Origin of the sequence: Mycobacterium sp. (genome assembly GCF_040509115.1) — a bacterium.
Lineage (GTDB): Bacteria > Actinomycetota > Actinomycetes > Mycobacteriales > Mycobacteriaceae > Mycobacterium.
In genome coordinates, this window is sequence record NZ_JBEVLO010000255.1 from 1 (window position 1) to 16,597 (window position 16,597).

15 protein-coding genes are annotated in these 16,597 nt (G+C 68.9%); 7 read left to right on the plus strand and 8 right to left on the minus strand.

Annotation, left to right across the window (positions count from 1 at the left end):
* Positions 1–295 precede the first annotated feature (295 nt).
* A complete protein-coding gene (locus tag ABW137_RS17270; protein ID WP_526402150.1) occupies positions 296–895 on the plus strand; it encodes a DUF2461 domain-containing protein in 600 nt (199 codons plus the stop codon).
* Here the strand turns inward: ABW137_RS17270 and ABW137_RS17275 are convergent, their stop codons facing one another.
* The 3 genes from ABW137_RS17275 to ABW137_RS17285 all read right to left on the minus strand — a co-directional run bounded on the left by ABW137_RS17275 (position 896) and on the right by ABW137_RS17285 (position 3,646).
* Positions 896–1,756, minus strand: coding sequence for a DNA-3-methyladenine glycosylase family protein (locus ABW137_RS17275; protein ID WP_526402152.1), 861 nt, complete (start codon positions 1,754–1,756; stop codon positions 896–898).
* 73 nt (positions 1,757–1,829) lie between these two features.
* Positions 1,830–2,201, minus strand: a complete 372-nt coding sequence (locus ABW137_RS17280) for a DUF427 domain-containing protein (RefSeq protein ID WP_526402124.1) — start codon at positions 2,199–2,201, stop codon at positions 1,830–1,832.
* Positions 2,202–2,275: 74 nt separating this feature from the next.
* The gene (locus ABW137_RS17285) at positions 2,276–3,646 is read right to left on the minus strand and encodes an NAD(P)/FAD-dependent oxidoreductase (RefSeq protein ID WP_526402126.1); all 1,371 of its coding nucleotides are present in this window, start codon (positions 3,644–3,646) and stop codon (positions 2,276–2,278) included.
* A gap of 172 nt (positions 3,647–3,818) precedes the next feature.
* Here ABW137_RS17285 and ABW137_RS17290 point away from each other — a divergent pair, with 172 nt between their 5' ends.
* Positions 3,819–5,291: an MFS transporter gene (locus ABW137_RS17290; RefSeq protein WP_526402128.1), complete on the plus strand. Its 1,473-nt coding sequence runs from the start codon at positions 3,819–3,821 to the stop codon at positions 5,289–5,291.
* Between the two features lie 28 nt (positions 5,292–5,319).
* Here ABW137_RS17290 and ABW137_RS17295 read toward each other — a convergent pair whose 3' ends face one another.
* The 5 genes from ABW137_RS17295 to ABW137_RS17315 all read right to left on the minus strand — a co-directional run bounded on the left by ABW137_RS17295 (position 5,320) and on the right by ABW137_RS17315 (position 9,234).
* Positions 5,320–6,210 (minus strand): ferredoxin family protein, encoded by an 891-nt coding sequence (locus ABW137_RS17295; RefSeq protein WP_526402130.1) that lies wholly within the window; start codon positions 6,208–6,210, stop codon positions 5,320–5,322.
* Positions 6,207–7,442, minus strand: coding sequence for a cupin domain-containing protein (locus tag ABW137_RS17300; protein WP_526402132.1), 1,236 nt, complete (start codon positions 7,440–7,442; stop codon positions 6,207–6,209). The genes ABW137_RS17295 and ABW137_RS17300 overlap by 4 nt, the downstream gene beginning before the upstream one ends.
* Positions 7,443–7,452: 10 nt before the next feature.
* A complete protein-coding gene (locus ABW137_RS17305; RefSeq protein WP_526402134.1) occupies positions 7,453–7,632 on the minus strand; it encodes a hypothetical protein in 180 nt (59 codons plus the stop codon).
* Between the two features lie 181 nt (positions 7,633–7,813).
* Positions 7,814–8,644, minus strand: a complete 831-nt coding sequence (locus ABW137_RS17310; RefSeq protein ID WP_526402136.1) for a helix-turn-helix domain-containing protein — start codon at positions 8,642–8,644, stop codon at positions 7,814–7,816.
* Positions 8,641–9,234, minus strand: a complete 594-nt coding sequence (locus ABW137_RS17315) for a TetR/AcrR family transcriptional regulator (RefSeq protein ID WP_526402138.1) — start codon at positions 9,232–9,234, stop codon at positions 8,641–8,643. Before ABW137_RS17315 ends, ABW137_RS17310 begins: the two co-directional genes overlap by 4 nt.
* 201 nt (positions 9,235–9,435) lie before the next feature.
* Between ABW137_RS17315 and ABW137_RS17320 the strand changes: the two genes are divergently transcribed.
* The 5 genes from ABW137_RS17320 to ABW137_RS17340 all read left to right on the plus strand — a co-directional run.
* On the plus strand, positions 9,436–10,098 hold the full coding sequence (locus ABW137_RS17320; protein WP_526402140.1) for a class I SAM-dependent methyltransferase: 663 nt from the start codon (positions 9,436–9,438) through the stop codon (positions 10,096–10,098).
* A gap of 77 nt (positions 10,099–10,175) precedes the next feature.
* Positions 10,176–10,640 (plus strand): nuclear transport factor 2 family protein, encoded by a 465-nt coding sequence (locus ABW137_RS17325; RefSeq protein WP_526402142.1) that lies wholly within the window; start codon positions 10,176–10,178, stop codon positions 10,638–10,640.
* 111 nt (positions 10,641–10,751) lie between these two features.
* The gene (ilvD, locus tag ABW137_RS17330; protein WP_526402144.1) at positions 10,752–12,632 is read left to right on the plus strand and encodes a dihydroxy-acid dehydratase; all 1,881 of its coding nucleotides are present in this window, start codon (positions 10,752–10,754) and stop codon (positions 12,630–12,632) included.
* Between the two features lie 72 nt (positions 12,633–12,704).
* The gene (locus ABW137_RS17335) at positions 12,705–14,852 is read left to right on the plus strand and encodes a hypothetical protein (protein WP_526402146.1); all 2,148 of its coding nucleotides are present in this window, start codon (positions 12,705–12,707) and stop codon (positions 14,850–14,852) included.
* Between the two features lie 57 nt (positions 14,853–14,909).
* A partial coding sequence (locus ABW137_RS17340; RefSeq protein WP_526402148.1) for a DEAD/DEAH box helicase occupies positions 14,910–16,597 on the plus strand: 1,688 nt, incomplete at its 3' end.

Consider the following 16,597-nt stretch of genomic DNA (forward strand, 5'->3'; position numbering starts at 1 on the left):
TCGGGGTCCTCGAAGCGTGGCGACAGCAGCGGCTGCGTCGTACGGTGCCGCCGGTGCCGGTCCGCGAGCATCCGGCCGGCGGCGGGCACGTCGTCGGCGGTGAACGGATGGATCTCGACTCTCACGACAGTGAAGGTACGGGTCCGCGCCACCGACCGGCGACCGAATATCGGCGTCGCCGCGACCTGGCAGACTCGGCCGGGTGACACCCAGGGCTGAGCAGCGACCGCACGAGTCGGCCGCGTCCTTCACCGGCTTCCCGATTGAGGCGTTGGACTTCTACGACGACCTGGAGATGGACAACACCAAGACGTTCTGGACGGCACACAAGGACGTCTACGAGCGTGCGGTGAAGGCTCCGATGACCGCCTTGACGACCGCCCTCGGACCCGAGTTCGGCGAGGCCAAGCTGTTCCGGCCCTACCGTGACGTGCGCTTCGCGAAGGACAAGACGCCTTACAAGACCCACCAGGGCGCCTTCGTCGCGGCAGGCCCCGCATGTGGTTGGTACGTCGAGATCGCGGCGCGCGGGGTCAGGACCGGCGCCGGTTTCTACGATGCGAGTGCCGCCGACCTCGCCAGGATCCGGTCCTCGATCGCCAACGAGCTGACCGGCGAGCAGCTACCCAAGATCCTGACCAAACTCACGCGGGCCGGATTCACCGTCGGCGGTGACCGCCTGAAGACCTCGCCGCGCGGGTACGACGCCGATCACCCCCGCATCGAGTTGCTCCGGCACAAGTCCTTGACCGTCGGCAAGGACTACGGCTTCGATCCGATCATCCACACGCCGGAGTTCGTCGACGCGGTCCGCGCCGACTGGAAGGCCGCCCGACCACTGGTCGCGTGGGTGAGCGAACGCCTCGAGATCGGTGCGGGCGATCGGAGCGGGTGACTAGAGCGCCCTCAGATTCGGGATGGCCTGCCGCGCCCCGAACCGCGGATTGCGCGCCATCCCGCTGACTTCCAGGAGCCGTACGGCGCGGAAGCGGTGGGGCCGCAGCGGCTCCAGCAGTTCGAGCATCTCGTCGTCGTCGATCCGATGCCCGAGCAGCGTCGAACCCACCACGTTGGCGAGGTGATAGTCGCCCACCGACAACGCGTCGGCGTCGCCCCATGCGCGCTGGGCCACCTCGGCGGCGGTCCACACCCCGACTCCCGGCACGGACGTGATCGCTGCCCGCGCCTCGGCGGGGGTGCGCGTGGACAACCGTTCCAAGGCGTCCGCCCGCTGCGCACATCCGACGACGGTGCGGGCCCGGCCGGGGTCGACGTTCGCGAGGTGGAACTCCCACGACGGGATGCGGCGCCACACGTCGGGCGGTGGCGGCACGCGCATCCGCTCCGGGGCCGGACCTGGTGCCGGCGCGCCGAACTTGGTCACCAGCAGCCGCCACGCCCGGAAGGCGTCCTTGCCCGCGACGCGTTGTTCCAGGACGGCGGGTATCAGCGCCTCCAAGACGCGGTCGGTACGCCCGAGCCTCAGGTGCGGCACCCGCCGGTGAGCGGCAGCCACCGTCGGCTCGACCGGCGCGAAGCCCGTCGGGTCGTCGTGTGCGCCCACCATCGCGGGAAGGCGATCGACGAATTCCCCGGCGCCGTCGCCCCACGCCTCGCACTCGATGGTGGTCACGCTCGCCCTGGCGATGCGTGCGGTCACCGCGCCGCTGGGCATCAGGCTGGTCTTCCAGATGGCGCCGTCGACCAGCTGGTAGCACGGGTCACCGGGGCCGCGGCGCTGCGGCGACAGCGTCATCGCCGGGCTGGCGGGCCCGTCGAACACGACGCTGGCGGAACTCGACACCGCCAAAGGTTAAGCCGAAACGGCTTCAGCCGACGGTGACGTCGGCCTTGTTCGGATAGAACGCCACGTGACCTGCGATCTCGGCCACGGCGGCGTACGGCTGCTCGTACGTCCAGATCACGTCGTCGACGGTGTTTCCCGCCGTGCTGACGTGGTAGTAGTTGGCCTCACCCTTGTACGGGCAGTAGGTGGTGGTGTCGCTACGCGTCAGCACCGACGGCGCCACGTCGGACAGCGGCACGTATTGCACCGCCGGGTAGGTCGACTCCTGCAGCGTCAGGGCGGCATCGGTCTCGGCGACCACCTCGCCGTTCACGCGGACCACGACGTGCGTGCTGGTGGGCGTGACGGTGATGGGGTGCTCGGCGGTGGGTTGCAAAACGGGGCGTTCGGTCATGTGAGCACCAACGTCCGCGGTGCGCCCATCATTTCCCGTGACCACGAAGGGCGACGTGACGCGGGTTGGTCGGGCTACGGCCGGCCGGTGATGAGGTCCGCGACACCGGCGATCGGCGAGGTCGTCGCGCGACCGCCGGCCTCCTGCCGGTCGGCGAACTTGTACGCGACGTAGAGGCTGCGAACCCCCAACCACCGCAACGGTTCTGGCTCCCACGACTTGGAGTGGTGGCCGACCCACGGCAGTTCCGTGCGCGGCGTCTTCTCGCCAAGCACCAGATCGGCCAGCGTGCGCGCGGCGAGGTTGGTCGCCGTCACCCCGTGACCGACGTAGCCGCCCGCCCAGCCGAGCCCCGTCGCCCTGTCCAGGTCGATGCCCGCCTGCCAGTCCCTCGGCACGGCCAGCACCCCGCACCAGCCGTGCGCGATCGGCACGTCGCGGACCTGCGGAAGGACGTCGTGCAGCACCGCGCTGAGGTGTCGGACCGTGCGGTCGGGCACCTGCCCGTCGACGTCGGTTCGCGACGCGTAGCGGTAGGGAACGCTGCGTCCACCGATCGCGATGCGGTCGTCGACGGTGCGCTGGGCGTAGAAGAACCCGTGCGCCATGTCGCCCACCGTCTCGCGGCCGTCCCACCCGATGGATTCCCACACGTCGGCGGCGATGGGCTCGGTCGCGATCATCGAGCTGTTCATCGGCAGCCACCGTCGCTTCAGGCCGGGCAACGCGGCGGTGAAGCCCTCGGTGGCACGCAGCACGGTCGGCGCCTTGACCGTCCCGTTCGCCGTCCTCGCCCGGCCCGGCTCGATCGCCGTGACCGGTGACTGCTCGTAGATCTGCACGCCGAGTCCCTCGACGACGTCGGCAAGGCCGCGGGCCAGCGCCGCCGGTTGAATGCGGGCGCAGTGCGGCGAGTGATACGCGGCCACGACGCCATCGAATCGAATGCGTTGCGCGGCTTCTGCCGTCGTCAGCTCCGTGAGACCGCCGTTGCCCCACTCGCGTTCGGCGGCCAGCTCGGCGGCCAACCTCGACGCCTGGGCCGGGTTGCGGGCGATGTGCAGGGTGCCGCCCTTGACGATGCCCGCGTCGATGCCCTCGCGGGATGCGACGTCGGCGACCTCGTCGACGGAGTCGTTGAGCGCCCGCTGCCAGGCCAGGACGCCGTCGCGGCCGTGCCGCTTCGCCATCGCGTCGCGGTCGCCGGGCACCAGGCCCGACAGCCAACCACCGTTGCGGCCCGACGCGCCGAATCCCGCGAACCGCGCCTCGAGGATCGTGATGCGAAGCGACGGGTCGGCCTTCTTGAGGTAGTAGGCGGTCCACAGCCCGGTATAGCCGGCACCGACGATGCACACGTCGGCGTCGCGATCGCCGGGAAGCGGGGGACGCGGGGTCGGCGCTTCGGCGAACCAGTGCGAGACGTGACCGTTGATCAGAGGCACCTCAAGATTCTGACAGGGCCGCGCCGCCCGCCGTCGACCGCATCCGCAGGCCAGGAGCACTCCCGCTGGCGCCAACGACTTCTGCCGCCAACGAGTTTGGGCGCGAGTTTGAGCGAGCCCGCGTCAGGGCAACCGCCTCGTTGGCGTTTACCCGGCACGGGAGAGGTGCGAGATGGCATCAGGAGTCGAACTTGGCCAGATCGAGACGGACATCCCCGCTCGCATGGACCGCCTGCCGTGGGCGCGGTGGCACTGGCTGATCGTCGTTGGGCTCGGCACGGTCTGGATCCTGGACGGCCTCGAGGTGACCATCGTCGGCTCGATGTCCGAAGCGCTCAAGTCCCCGGACAGCGGGTTGTCACTGAGCAGTTCGCAGATCGGGCTGGCCGGTGCCGTCTACGTCGCGGGCGCGTGCCTCGGCGCCCTGGTGTTCGGTCAGCTGACCGACCGCTTCGGCCGCAAGAAGTTGTTCATGATCACGTTGGGCCTCTACATCGTGGCGACCGTGCTGACGGCCTTCTCGATGAATCCGATGTGGTACTTCGCCGCGAGGTTCCTCACCGGTGCAGGCATCGGCGGGGAGTACGCCGCGATCAACTCGGCGATCGACGAGTTGATACCCGCATCCCACCGCGGCCGGGTGGACGTCGCCATCAACGGTTCCTTCTGGATCGGTGCCGCCGGCGGCGCGCTGCTGACGATCCCCCTGCTCGATCCGACGCTCGTCGACCCTTCGCTGGGCTGGCGCCTGGCGTTCGGGCTCGGCGCGATCCTCGGCGTCGGCGTCCTCCTGGTCCGCCGCTACGTGCCGGAGAGCCCGCGCTGGCTGTTCATCCACGGCCGCGAGGACGAGGCCGAGGGCATCGTGCGCCAGATCGAAGGGGAGGTCACCGAGGAGATCGGGAAGCCGCTACCGACGGTGTCCGAACGCCTGACCATCCGGCAGCGCAAGTCGATCGGCATACCGTTGATCGCTCGAACCGTGTTCACGATGTACCCCAGACGTACCGTGCTGTGCCTGGCGTTGTTCATCGGACAGGCGTTCCTCTACAACGCCTTCTACTTCACCTACGGCGACACGTTGAGCACCTTCTTCGGTGTCGACCAAACTGGTTACTACATAGCCGTTTTCGCGGCGAGCAATTTCGTTGGCGCGCTGGCGCTCAGCCCGCTGTTCGACTCCATCGGCAGAGTGAAGATGATCTCCGCCACCTACATCGCCTCCGGCCTGCTGCTCGGGGTGGCCGGCCTGTTGCTGGGATCCCTCACCGCGATCACCCTGACGGTCTTCGGTGCGGTGATCTTCTTCATCGCCTCGGCGGGAGCGAGTTCGGCGTATCTGACTGCCAGCGAGGTCTTTCCGATGGAGACCAGGGCGCTGTGCATCGCCTTCTTCTACGCCGTGGGTACCGCGGTGGGCGGCATCACCGGCCCCCTGCTGTTCGGCAAGCTGATCGAGGATGCCTCCCAGGGTGGCGACATCACCGGCATCGCGTTCGGGTACTTCCTCGGCGCCGCACTGATGATCCTCGGTGGCGTCGTGGCGATCTTCTTCGGGGTCGGGGCCGAGGGCAAGAGCCTGGAGTCGATCGCCAAACCGCTGACAGCGGTTGATGATCGACCGAACTCGTCGGCCTCGGCGTGACCTTGCGACGCCACCGGGGGCGGACAGGTCACGGGGTGTTCAGCGAGACCAGCGCGAAGGTGCGGACGCGACCGGCGACCCGCGCGCTGCACTGCGACAGCAACGGCTCGGAGAACTGCTCGCTGAGAACCACCTCGACGGGGCCCGCATCAGCCTGCAGCACAACGTGAATCGCGGCACCAACGGATTCCACCCGCAGCGGAGTCAGGGAATCGATTCGGTCGTTCCCGGAGTCCCTGCGCGCAAAGTACTGCGCCGCCTGCACCACGTGCGGCAGGGACGAGCGGCCACGAAGCAGCGAGTTGTCCAGCCTGCCAACCTGATACAGCCCGACCAGCTCGGCGGGATCCGCCGAGTCCACCCGCCCGTAGCACAGTCCCTCCGGCAGGATCAGCATCGTCGCCGCGAAGCGGTCTCCCCCCAGGTGCGAGCACTCCCAGGTCATCTTCGGATACTTCGCCGCGATGGCGGCGACGGCGCCGCGGCCTCGCACGGCGCAGCATTGATCGTGCTTGCCGTGGGCGCAGACGATCACCACGGGATCGTCGACCCGTCGACCGTCGGAGCCGTCGAGCGCCAAGTCCAGGTACTCGCTCGGACCACTCACCTCGCCGTAGTGAAGCGCTTCGGCACCAAGGTGCGATTCGGCGACGAACCAGCGCCACCGTCGCGTCGCTGATCGGCGGCCGTGGCGACGAATCGCGGCGATCCTCATCCCCGCCGACTCAACACGACGCACGATGGCGAGCCCCAGTTGGCGATCGATCACCGACGGCGAGTCGAGGAACGCCGAATTCCCCCACGGGCCGCACAATTCGAGCAGCAACCACATCGCACCCGATGACGCCGTCCCGTACATGGGGTCGTCGCGCGTGCGCGACTGGTCGCTGCAGGGAGCCCAGCCGGCCGGGGTGGTCATACGTCGGCAAGCCCCCGGTGTGGGTCGTCGTCGGCCGGTACCAGGACCGCTTCCCGTAGGAGTCTACGGATGACGACCTCCGCATCAGCGCGATCCAGACCGGGCAACGCATTCGCCTCCGCGACGAACCCCTGGCGCAGGACGTCGATGGCCTCGGCGCACGACACCGGGAAGTCGATCGTGCGGTCCGGAAGTCGGAGCAGGACGCGTTGGTCGCCGACCTCGACGGTGGCGGTCAATCCGTGGCGCCAGCACACGCGGGCGGTTGCCGCCTGCTCGGCGGCGACAAGGGAGGCCAACGGCCGCACGGCGATCGGGCGGGTACGGTTCGCGTGGCGTCTGGCCATCCGACTTGCCGCGGCCTCGCCGAGGCTGGCTGCGCGATCCCGCAACAGATCCGTCAGCTGCCCGACGAGCTTGGTCGCGGTCGCCGTCATCTCGTCGGGGTCGAACGGATCGACACCCATCGGCAAGGATCTCCTGAGGTCCTCGACCTCGGCCAACTGGTCGACGACCGCGCGGACGACGTCCATGCGGGTGACGCTGGCGACGCCGATCGTGAGGTGGATCGACAGGGCCCCCAGCGCCTTCGCCGAATGTATCCACCCGCGCGGGAGGTACAACGCGTCACCAGGGCCAAGCACGGTGTCGATCGTCGGCGCGTCCACCACCCGCCGCGCGATCGCCGCGCGGTGGTTGGTCCACGGCTGCGATGCGAGCGGATCGGCGTGTACGGGCGCGTGCACCGTCCAGTGCTTGCGACCCGCGACTTGCAATACGAACACGTCGTGGACGTCGTAGTGCGGGTCGAAGCCTTGGCTGGCAGGCGGGGTGACATAGGCGTTGGCCTGCACTGGGTGGCCAAGATCGTCGACCATCCCTCGGACGAAGTCGATGAGCGGCGGCCACAACCGGTGCAGGCCCTGAAGCACGATGGTCGCGCCAGAAGCGAATTGATTCAACACCTTCGCCGAGTCCACCTGGTCCGGCACCTCGGCGCCGAACCCGGCGGGTCCGAGGTAGCCGTCCTTGGGCAGGAGCTCGCCGTCCTTCGCTACCCGGATGAACGGCGCGCGTACCCCGCGCTCGGCAAGCAGCTCGTCGACCGACCGGGCCGACAGCAGATCACCGAAGTCGCGGGGCAGCGCGCCGGATCGGCTGAGGAGCGGCGCCCGGCCCCAGTGCTCGCTGGCGAACGTCTGGGGGTCGATGGCAACGCAGCGACTCAGCATCGCGCGTCAGCTATGCGGTGCCGTCGGCGCCGCCGTCGTGGCCTTCGGGATTCGAACCCCCGTCAGCGGGACCCTCGCCGCCCGCGGTGCCGTCGGCACCACCGTCGTGACCCTCCGGGTTCGATCCCCCGTCGGCGGGGCCTTCGCCACCACCTGTGGAGGTGGTGATGTCGTCATCGTTGATCGCCATGCGTGCGTCTCCTTCGTCGGGCCGCGTCGGGAGCTGAAACCGGAACCTGCGTGACACGGCTTGCCGTGAATGCCCCCAGAACGGCCGGACAAACGGAAGGTTCGGCTTGCCTACGGTGCACGGGTGACCCGCGCGCTGGGTTTCGGGCGCGCCGTCGGGGCCCCAAAGCCCGAGCCAACGGTCAGCGCCTGGCACTGGCGAGCCGGGCGCGGGTCTCGTCGTCGAGCGGCGTGTAGACGACGAGCTCCAGTTCGGGGCGGTCCGACGGCCGCAGCTGGTGGTGCTCGAGGCGGAGCCTGCCGACGGTCGGGTGATGGAAGATCCGCTCCCGGGATTCGAACCCGCCGATCGGGTGCCCGTCCCAGCCGCTGCGGAATTCGGGGCTGGCGTCGCGGAGCCGCGCGACGAGGGAGGCGATGCGCGGGTCGCCGAGCCTGGTCGCGACCTGCCCGCGGAACTCGGCGAGGAAGCGGCGACTGGTGACGTCCCAGTCGTCGAGAAGCTCCCGCACGGCCGGGTCGGTGAAGACGAGCCACAGCAGGTTGCGGTGCTCGGCGTCGGCGGTTGCGACGTTGGGGTAGAGCGCACCGTAGGCGGCGTTCCAGCCGGCGATGGCCCAGTCGGCGGCCAGTGCGTATGCCGGGCGGTCCCCGAGTTCGTCGAGCAGGCGTTGGATGTGCGCGGGGGCGGGCTCGGCTTCGGGCCGGTCCGCAGGCTGCTTGGGCGCATAGCCGGCCAGGCCCAGCAGATAGTGGTGCTCGGCGTCGCTGAGCCGCAGCGTCTGGGCGATCGCGTCGAGCACCTGCCGCGACGGGGTGATCGCCCGGCCCTGCTCCAACCAGGTGTACCAGGTGACGCTGACCCCGGACAGGTAGGACACCTCTTCCCGCCGAAGCCCGTCGATCCGGCCCCGCGCCAGCGGGGGCAGGCCGTGGGCCGAGCGGGACATCGCCTGCCGTCGGGCGCGAAGGAAGTCCCCCAGCTCGGCTCTGGATTCGGCCTGCCCCGTCATGAATCGATGCTAGTGCTCCCGCTACTAGTAGTGACCATGGTGAGCAGTGCGTCGGTGAGCTCGTCGGCGGTGGTGTGCCACTTGTCGGTGTGCAGAAGGCCGCTCGCCTCGAGGCCCGCGGCGCCGTGCACACCGGTGAGCAGAATGCCCGCGTAGCGCGCCGCATCCCGGTCATCGACGACCCCGCCGACGATCGCCAGGAACTCGTCGCACATCAGTTCCGCGGCCCTGACGACCGCGGACGGATCCCCGGCCGGGGTGGTGAACATCAGTTGATACAGGTGAGGCTGCTGGCGGCTCACGACGATCACGGCGGTGAGCGCCGCACGTAGCGTGTCGGCGGGCCGAAGCCCTTGGTCGGCCCTGAGCGCACGCAGGTGGTCGCCGAGGCGCTCCCAGCTCTCGGCGGCGACGGCGGTCAGCAGGCTCTCCTTGTCCACGAAGTGCCGGTAGGGCGCTCCCCGGCTGACCCCTGCCCTGGCGCCCACCTCGCGGAGCGTCACCGCGTCTGGTCCTCCGGCGTCCAGCAGCGCGGCGGCCTCGGTCAGCAGTGCCCGGCGGGTCGCGGCGGCCGTCTCGATTCGACTCATGTGTCCACCAATCCGCTGATCTGAGTTGACGTCCCGAGTTGACGTCCCGAGTTGACGTCCCAAGTTGACATTGTCACCTGACGCGGTAGGGTCGGACAGATGACGATGTCATCTGAATCTCGTCAGAGCGTCATCGTAGCCGGTCAACGGCGAGCTTCCACTTCACCGGCGCTGCGGCGCCTCGAGCAAGGGACGTGCCCAATGGACCCCGGAGTGGACCCCGGCCTACGGACACCGTCGCGCGTCTGCGGTGCCGCACCCGAGTGTGACGGGGCGGTCTTCCTCCAGCAGTGGCTGCGCACACCGGGACAGATCGGCGCCATCGCCCCCAGCTCTCCCCGGCTGGCGCGAACGATCACCACGTCGATACCCGAACACGCCGATCCCGTCGTGGTGGAACTCGGCGCGGGCACCGGGCCCTTCACCACCGAGATCCAACGCAGGCTCGCCGGCCGGGGGCGCCACCTCGCCGTCGAGGTCAACCCAAGACTTGCGCATCTGCTCAGGAACAGATTCACCGGGACCGAGGTGATCGAGGCCGACGCTCGCCATCTGCCGTCACTGCTCCTCGAGCGTGGTCTCCGCCACGCCGACGTCGTGATCAGCAGCCTGCCGTGGACCGTATTTCCCCCTGCGACACAGGATCTCCTGTTGCACGCGGTGCTCGACGTGCTCACGCCACACAGCGTCTTCTCCACCTTCGCCTACGTTCACTCGTCTCCACTGGCTGGCGCGCGCCGATTTCGAGCGCTCTCCGCCCGGCACTTCGAAGAAGTCATCCCGAGCCACGTCGTATGGCGCAATCTGCCGCCTGCCTTCGTGCTGCACGCTCGTCGCCCGCGCCAACACCGGAGCGTCGGATGACTCCCCCCAACACACACGCACACCCGGCCCGACACGATCAGCCCGCCACCACCGAAGACGACACGAACGGAATCCCCATGCCCACACTCCACTCAATCGACTCCGCGCGAATCCAGCTGCGCGCGTTGGTCGATGAATACGCACTGGCCTCCGACACCGCCGACGTCGAACGGTTCGGGTCGCTGTTCACCGAGGACGCGGAGTTCGTCACCTCGGTCCCTGGGTCCGCCGACGCGGTGACGCTACGCGGCAGGGAACAGGTCAAGTACGGCCCCAGCGGAAATCAGATGTTCGAGAAGACCTTCCACGCGGTGCACAACCAGATCGTCGAGGTGGACGGCGATCACGCGACGGGAATCACCTACTGCACGGCACGGCACCTGCTGCGGAAACCCGATGACAGCCTGGAAGTCATCCTGGCGCCGATTCACTACCGCGACGAGTACGCGCTGACCGACGACGGCTGGAAGTTTGCCCGTCGTGAGCTCGAGTGGACCTGGATCGAACGCGGGCCCGCAGAGTCACCTGCCCCGTGGTGGTGACTCCGATGCACTGGTGACTCCGATGCACTGGTGACTCTGAAGCACTGGTGCTCTGACTACTAGTACTACCGCCGTCTTCTGGTTTCGCCGCCCGCCCGCGAGGGTGATGGCATGCCCGAACTTCGGTCCCGGATCGTCACCCATGGCCGCAACGCCGCCGGTGCCCGCGCGCTGCTGCGCGCCGCGGGTGTCGCCCGCGAGGACTTCGGCAAGCCGATCGTCGCGGTCGCCAACAGCTTCACCGAGTTCGTCCCGGGGCACACGCATCTGCAGCCGGTGGGCCGGATCGTGTCAGAAGCGGTGCACGCCGCGGGCGGCATCCCCCGGGAGTTCAACACGATCGCCGTCGACGACGGCATCGCGATGGGGCACGCCGGGATGTTCTACTCGCTGCCATCACGCGACCTGATCGCGGATTCCGTGGAGTACATGGTGGAGGCGCACCGCGCGGATGCCCTGGTGTGCATCTCCAACTGCGACAAGATCACTCCCGGGATGTTGATGGCCGCGCTGCGCCTGAACATCCCGACGGTGTTCGTCTCCGGCGGGCCGATGGAGGGCGGTAGCACCACGCTGACCGATGGCACCCTGCGCGCAGGCCTGCACCTCATCGACTCGATGAGCGGGTCGGCCGACACCAGCGTCGGCGAGGAGGACCTGACCCGCATCGAGGAGTCGGCCTGCCCGACGTGCGGGTCGTGTTCGGGCATGTTCACCGCGAACTCGATGAACTGCCTCGTCGAGGCGCTCGGGCTCGCCCTGCCCGGCAACGGCTCGACGCTGGCCACGCACACCGTGCGCCGCGAGCTCTACGAGCGCAGTGGCGCGTTGGTCGTCGAGCTCGCCCACCGCTGGTACGACGGCGACGACGAGCGTGCCCTGCCCAGGCGCATCGCGAACCGGGCGGCGTTCGGCAATGCGATGGCGATGGACGTCGCGATGGGCGGCTCCACGAACACCGTGCTGCACCTGCTGGCCGCAGCGCAGGAAGCCGACCTGCCCTTCACCCTCGACGACGTCGACGACGTCTCCCGCCGCGTGCCGTGCCTGTGCAAGGTCGCCCCCAATGGGTCTCACCTGATGGAGGACGTGCACCGCGCCGGGGGCATCCCGGCGCTACTCGGCGAACTACGCCGGGCGGGAGCCCTCGACGACGACGTGTGCGCCGTGCACGCGCCGACGCTCGGTGAGTGGCTCGACCGCTGGGACGTCCGCGGCGGCCAGGCCGCCCCCGAGGCGTTCGAACTGTTCCGGGCCGCACCCGGTCGGCGCCGGTCGGCGTCGGCGTTCTCTCAGTCGCAACGATGGGAGTCACTCGACGTCGACGCCGCCAACGGGTGCATCCGCGACGCCGGGCACGCCTACTCCGCCGACGGCGGACTCGCCGTGCTGCTTGGCAATCTCGCCGAGGACGGCTGCGTGGTGAAGACCGCGGGCATCGATGCGGCGATGCTGCGGTTCACCGGACCGGCGGTGGTCGTCGAATCCCAGGAGGAGGCGGTCGACGCGATCCTTGGTGGACGCATCCATCACGGCGACGTGCTGGTGGTGCGCTACGAGGGGCCGCGGGGCGGTCCCGGCATGCAGGAGATGCTGCACCCCACGTCGTTCCTCAAGGGCCGCGGCTTCGGCAAGACGTGCGCGCTGATCACCGACGGTCGATTCTCCGGTGGCAGTTCGGGATTGGCGATCGGGCACGTGTCCCCAGAGGCTGCGGCGGGTGGGGTGATCGCTCTGGTGGAGGACGGTGACCTCATCCACGTCGACGTTGCCGCCCGTCACGTCCAGCTCGTCGTGCCCACGGAGATTCTGCAGGCACGTCGCGAAGCGCTCCTCGATCGCGGCGGCTACCGGCCCCGCAACCGGTCACGTACGGTCTCGACCGCGCTGCGTGCGTACGCCGCACTCGCGACGTCCGCCGACCGCGGCGCCGTGCGCGATCCGTCCGTCCTGGACCGGCATTCCCCTGAGCAGGCCCTGACCAGGCACTGAGTAGCGCACTACGCGTGCGCCTCCCGTCCACGGCGACGACTCTGGGTTCGACACCGACGGAGGGATCAGGCGATGGCACGCAACGTCAGACTGGGGATCATTCGGGCGCGGCATGACACCTCGCTGCCGGTGATCCCCGATGACGTGTGCCGCAGCGCGATCATGCTCGACGATCGCTCGCTGTTCAGCTATTGGAGCGACACCACCTACGGTCAGCTGGACTTCATCGATTCGGTGATGTTCCCCTGGGTGGACATCGCGTTGGGGGCGGACACCAGTCGCACCACGCAGGCCACGCTCGCCGTCAACGCACTGCGCGCCAAGTTTCCCAACCCCGAACCGCTCGACGATCTCGACGGCCTCGTCGTCTACACCTACCCGGGCACCGTCACGATGGCCAATCCGCTTGCGGGACAGCCGGGTCAACCGGCCACGATCAGCGTCGGCATCGACGGCGGCGCCACCGGGGTCGCCGGCCTTGGCGTTGCCGTGCTTCCCGTGATGTCCAGCGACCACACCTTCATGTGCCACGAAGCCGGTCACGTCCTCGGGTTCGAGCACACCTTCGGGCTTGACAACAACGGCACCGACTGGGATCCCAACGACGCGACGATCATCGCAGGCCCGGAATACGGCTCACCGTACGACCTGATGTCGTCGGGGACGTTCGCAGGCCGGTGGCTCGGCACGGGACCGTTCTACTCGGCCAGCCCCACGTTCTCGGGCACCCCGGTGCCCGGCTGGCCGAACGCGGGCGCGTACGGCTCGATGGGTCCGCACATGTCGCGCGCCGGCCTGTACCACCACATGCCGGATACGTTGGCCCACAGGATCATCGAAGACGTGTACCCGATCATGGGAGCCACCGTGACGGCCCGGCTGCAGCCCGCGTCGGCGCCCACTGGTGCCGTTCTGCTGGTGCTGCACCACCCGACGGAGCCGCCGAACGGTGTGAACGACGTCTACGTGGAGTACCGGACCGCCGCAGGTTGGGATCGCGGCCTCGATCCGCTGGGGCCGTCGCTGTCGCGCGAAGGCGTGGTGGTGCACTCCCTGGTGGATCAGCCGAACGTGGGATTGCGGGTGTGGTACCGCGGTTGCATCCCGACGGTGTCGCTCGACTCCGACGTCTCGGTCGCTGGCACCAACCTCGTCGTCCGTGCCGATGCGATCGGGCCGAGAGGTGAGTGGGTCGACGTCAGCGTCACGGTGGGGACCAGCCGGGCGGTGGAGATCCGTCGCGGCTATTACGCCGAGGACATCATGGGGGCCGTCGGAGCGGTCGAGGAGTCAACGACACCGTGCGGTGACGCCGTCCGCAGGGGTGAGTGGGCGACCGCGACGACGAGCGAATTCCTGGTTCGCGCCACGGGTTTCGGTGGGCCTGGCGAACCGACGGTGCCCGCGCCGCTGGCGGCGTGGACCGTCGGCGGCGTCCCGATCTCGGGCAACGGATCTCTCGAAGTGCCCGTCGGCGACGTCACCTTCCCCGTCGAATACTCCACCGACCCGGCCAATTTCGCACTCACGCTGTCCTCTCGCGGCGGCGAGCGCTACGAAACCCCGGTCACCGTGACCGTTACCGGCGACGGCACCAGCGCCAGCGCCACCGCCGCGTTCAACGCGCAGGGCTGGTTCACCGGGATCAACCCCGACGACATCGGCCTGCTGGGTCGGTGTCTCGCCAAGCTCGCCGAGCGCTACCAGGTGACACCGGGGCCGTTTCGCATTCCCACCCCGGAGCCGCAGTGGTCCACCCCGCTGGCGCGACTGCAGAACCTCCAGCTATGGCTGGCCAAGACCAACCGCCTGATCGACGAGCTGCCCCCAACGATCGATCAGACGGGGCGGGCAGCGCTGCGTCAGTTGGTCGAATTGCAGTCACCACCCGACCACGTGTCGATGCTCGACACACTGCTGCAGTCCAACGTCGACTTCAGCGTCGCCGAATCCGACATCCGCGACTGGCTGGACAACCCCGAGTTCACGCCGTATCCCGCGCTCTCGGAGGCGTTGTTGGCCGCGCTCGGCGGCAGGCGGCTAGTGCAACCGGTGTTCCTCGACGTGATCGCGTTCAACTACGAGAACGCCCCGGCGGTGGCGTCACCGCGGCGCGTCGACGACGTGATGTTCGACGTTCTGCGCCGTGCGGTCGTCGAAGGGTTCAACGTCCGCTACGACCAGGCGGTCACCGACTTTGGGGAGCTACTCGTCGGCTGACCGCCGGGTACACCCCCGTGAGGAACCAAACGTCGGTCAGGCACGCTGTACCTCACGATGTCCCTGCCCTCGCTTCTCGTCGATCCCAGCGACCTGTCCGCCCTGCGCGCGAAGGCCGCCGATCCCGACGAACTGTTCACCGACTTCGCCGCGTGGGCCGAGGCGAACGGCACCGTGCTGTACCCGGCGCAGGAAGAGGCGCTGATCGAACTGGTCAGCGGCGCCAACGTCGTGCTGGCGACGCCGACGGGGTCCGGAAAGTCCCTGGTGGCGACGGGAGCGTTGTACGCGGCCCTGGCAGCAGAGCGGCGCAGCTACTACACCGCGCCGATCAAGGCGCTGGTCAGCGAGAAGTTCTTCGCGCTGTGCGACGTGTTCGGCGCCGCCAACGTCGGGATGCTCACCGGCGACGCTGCGGTCAACGCGTCCGCGCCGATCATCGCCTGCACCGCGGAGGTGCTGGCCAACATTGCGCTGCGGGAGGGCGCCGACGCCGACATCGGGCTGGTCGTGATGGACGAGTTCCACTTCTACGGCGACCCCGACCGCGGCTGGGCCTGGCAGGTGCCGCTCCTGGAGCTGACGCGGGCACAGTTCCTGCTGATGTCGGCCACCCTCGGCGACGTGACGTTCCTGCGGGAGGACCTGACCCGCCGCACCGGCAGGCCGACGGCACTCGTCGCCAACGCCGAACGCCCGGTGCCCCTGCACCACTACTACGCGACCACCCCGATGCACGAGACGATCCAGGATCTGCTCGACACCAAGCAGGCACCGATCTACGTCGTGCACTTCACCCAGGCGTCCGCGTTGGAACGGGCGCAGGCCCTGATGAGCGTGAACGTCAGCACCAAGGACGAGAAGGCCGCGATCTCCGCCCTGATCGGCGGGTTCCGCTTCTCGTCGGCCTTCGGTTCGACGCTGTCACGACTGGTCCGGCACGGCATCGGTGTGCACCACGCAGGCATGCTGCCCAAGTACCGGCGGCTGGTCGAGCAGCTGGCGCAGGCCGGCCTGCTCAAGGTCATCTGCGGCACCGACACCCTCGGCGTCGGCATCAACGTGCCGATCCGGACCGTGGTGTTCTCGGCGTTGTCCAAGTACGACGGGACCCGCACCCGGCTGCTCAACGCCCGCGAGTTCCACCAGATCGCCGGCCGGGCAGGCCGAGCGGGCTACGACACCGCGGGCACGGTCGTGGTCCAGGCACCCGAACACGAGGTGGAGAACCTCAAGCAGTTCGCCAAGGTTGCCGATGATCCGAAGAAGCGGCGAAAGTTGGTGCGCCGCAAGGTTCCCGAGGGCATGGTGCCGTGGAGTGAGAAGACCCAGCTCCGGCTCGTCGAGGCCACCCCCGAGCCGTTGGTCAGCCACATGCGGGTGTCGACGGCGATGATCCTCAATGTGGTGGCCCGGGCTGGGGCGAGCCAAACTACGGGGGATCATTCGAGCGACCCGTTCGTCGCGATGCGCCGGTTGCTCACCGACAACCACGAGCCGCGCAAGCGCCAGCTCAAGCTCATCCTCGAGGCGGTCGGCATCGCCCGTTCGCTCCTGCAGGCCGGTGTGCTCGAGCGGGTCCCCGAGCCCGAACCCGACATTTCCCGTCGCTCCGCTCGGACCGGCGTGCGCTACCGCCTGACCGTCGATCTGCCACCCGACTTCGCCCTCAACCAGCCGCTGTCGACGTTCGCCCTCGCCGCGATCGACGTGCTGGATCCCGCGTCGGAAACCTATGCGCTGGA

Coding starts and splice junctions, on each gene's coding strand:
- ABW137_RS17270 (WP_526402150.1), top strand. CDS start 296: ATGGACAACACCAAGACGTTCTGGACGGCACACAAGGACGTCTACGAG.
- ABW137_RS17275 (WP_526402152.1), bottom strand. CDS start 1,756: ATGACGCTGTCGCCGCAGCGCCGCGGCCCCGGTGACCCGTGCTACCAG.
- ABW137_RS17280 (WP_526402124.1), bottom strand. CDS start 2,201: ATGACCGAACGCCCCGTTTTGCAACCCACCGCCGAGCACCCCATCACC.
- ABW137_RS17290 (WP_526402128.1), top strand. CDS start 3,819: ATGGCATCAGGAGTCGAACTTGGCCAGATCGAGACGGACATCCCCGCT.
- ABW137_RS17295 (WP_526402130.1), bottom strand. CDS start 6,210: ATGACCACCCCGGCCGGCTGGGCTCCCTGCAGCGACCAGTCGCGCACG.
- ABW137_RS17300 (WP_526402132.1), bottom strand. CDS start 7,442: ATGCTGAGTCGCTGCGTTGCCATCGACCCCCAGACGTTCGCCAGCGAG.
- ABW137_RS17305 (WP_526402134.1), bottom strand. CDS start 7,632: ATGGCGATCAACGATGACGACATCACCACCTCCACAGGTGGTGGCGAA.
- ABW137_RS17310 (WP_526402136.1), bottom strand. CDS start 8,644: ATGACGGGGCAGGCCGAATCCAGAGCCGAGCTGGGGGACTTCCTTCGC.
- ABW137_RS17315 (WP_526402138.1), bottom strand. CDS start 9,234: ATGAGTCGAATCGAGACGGCCGCCGCGACCCGCCGGGCACTGCTGACC.
- ABW137_RS17320 (WP_526402140.1), top strand. CDS start 9,436: ATGGACCCCGGAGTGGACCCCGGCCTACGGACACCGTCGCGCGTCTGC.
- ABW137_RS17325 (WP_526402142.1), top strand. CDS start 10,176: ATGCCCACACTCCACTCAATCGACTCCGCGCGAATCCAGCTGCGCGCG.
- ilvD (WP_526402144.1), top strand. CDS start 10,752: ATGCCCGAACTTCGGTCCCGGATCGTCACCCATGGCCGCAACGCCGCC.
- ABW137_RS17335 (WP_526402146.1), top strand. CDS start 12,705: ATGGCACGCAACGTCAGACTGGGGATCATTCGGGCGCGGCATGACACC.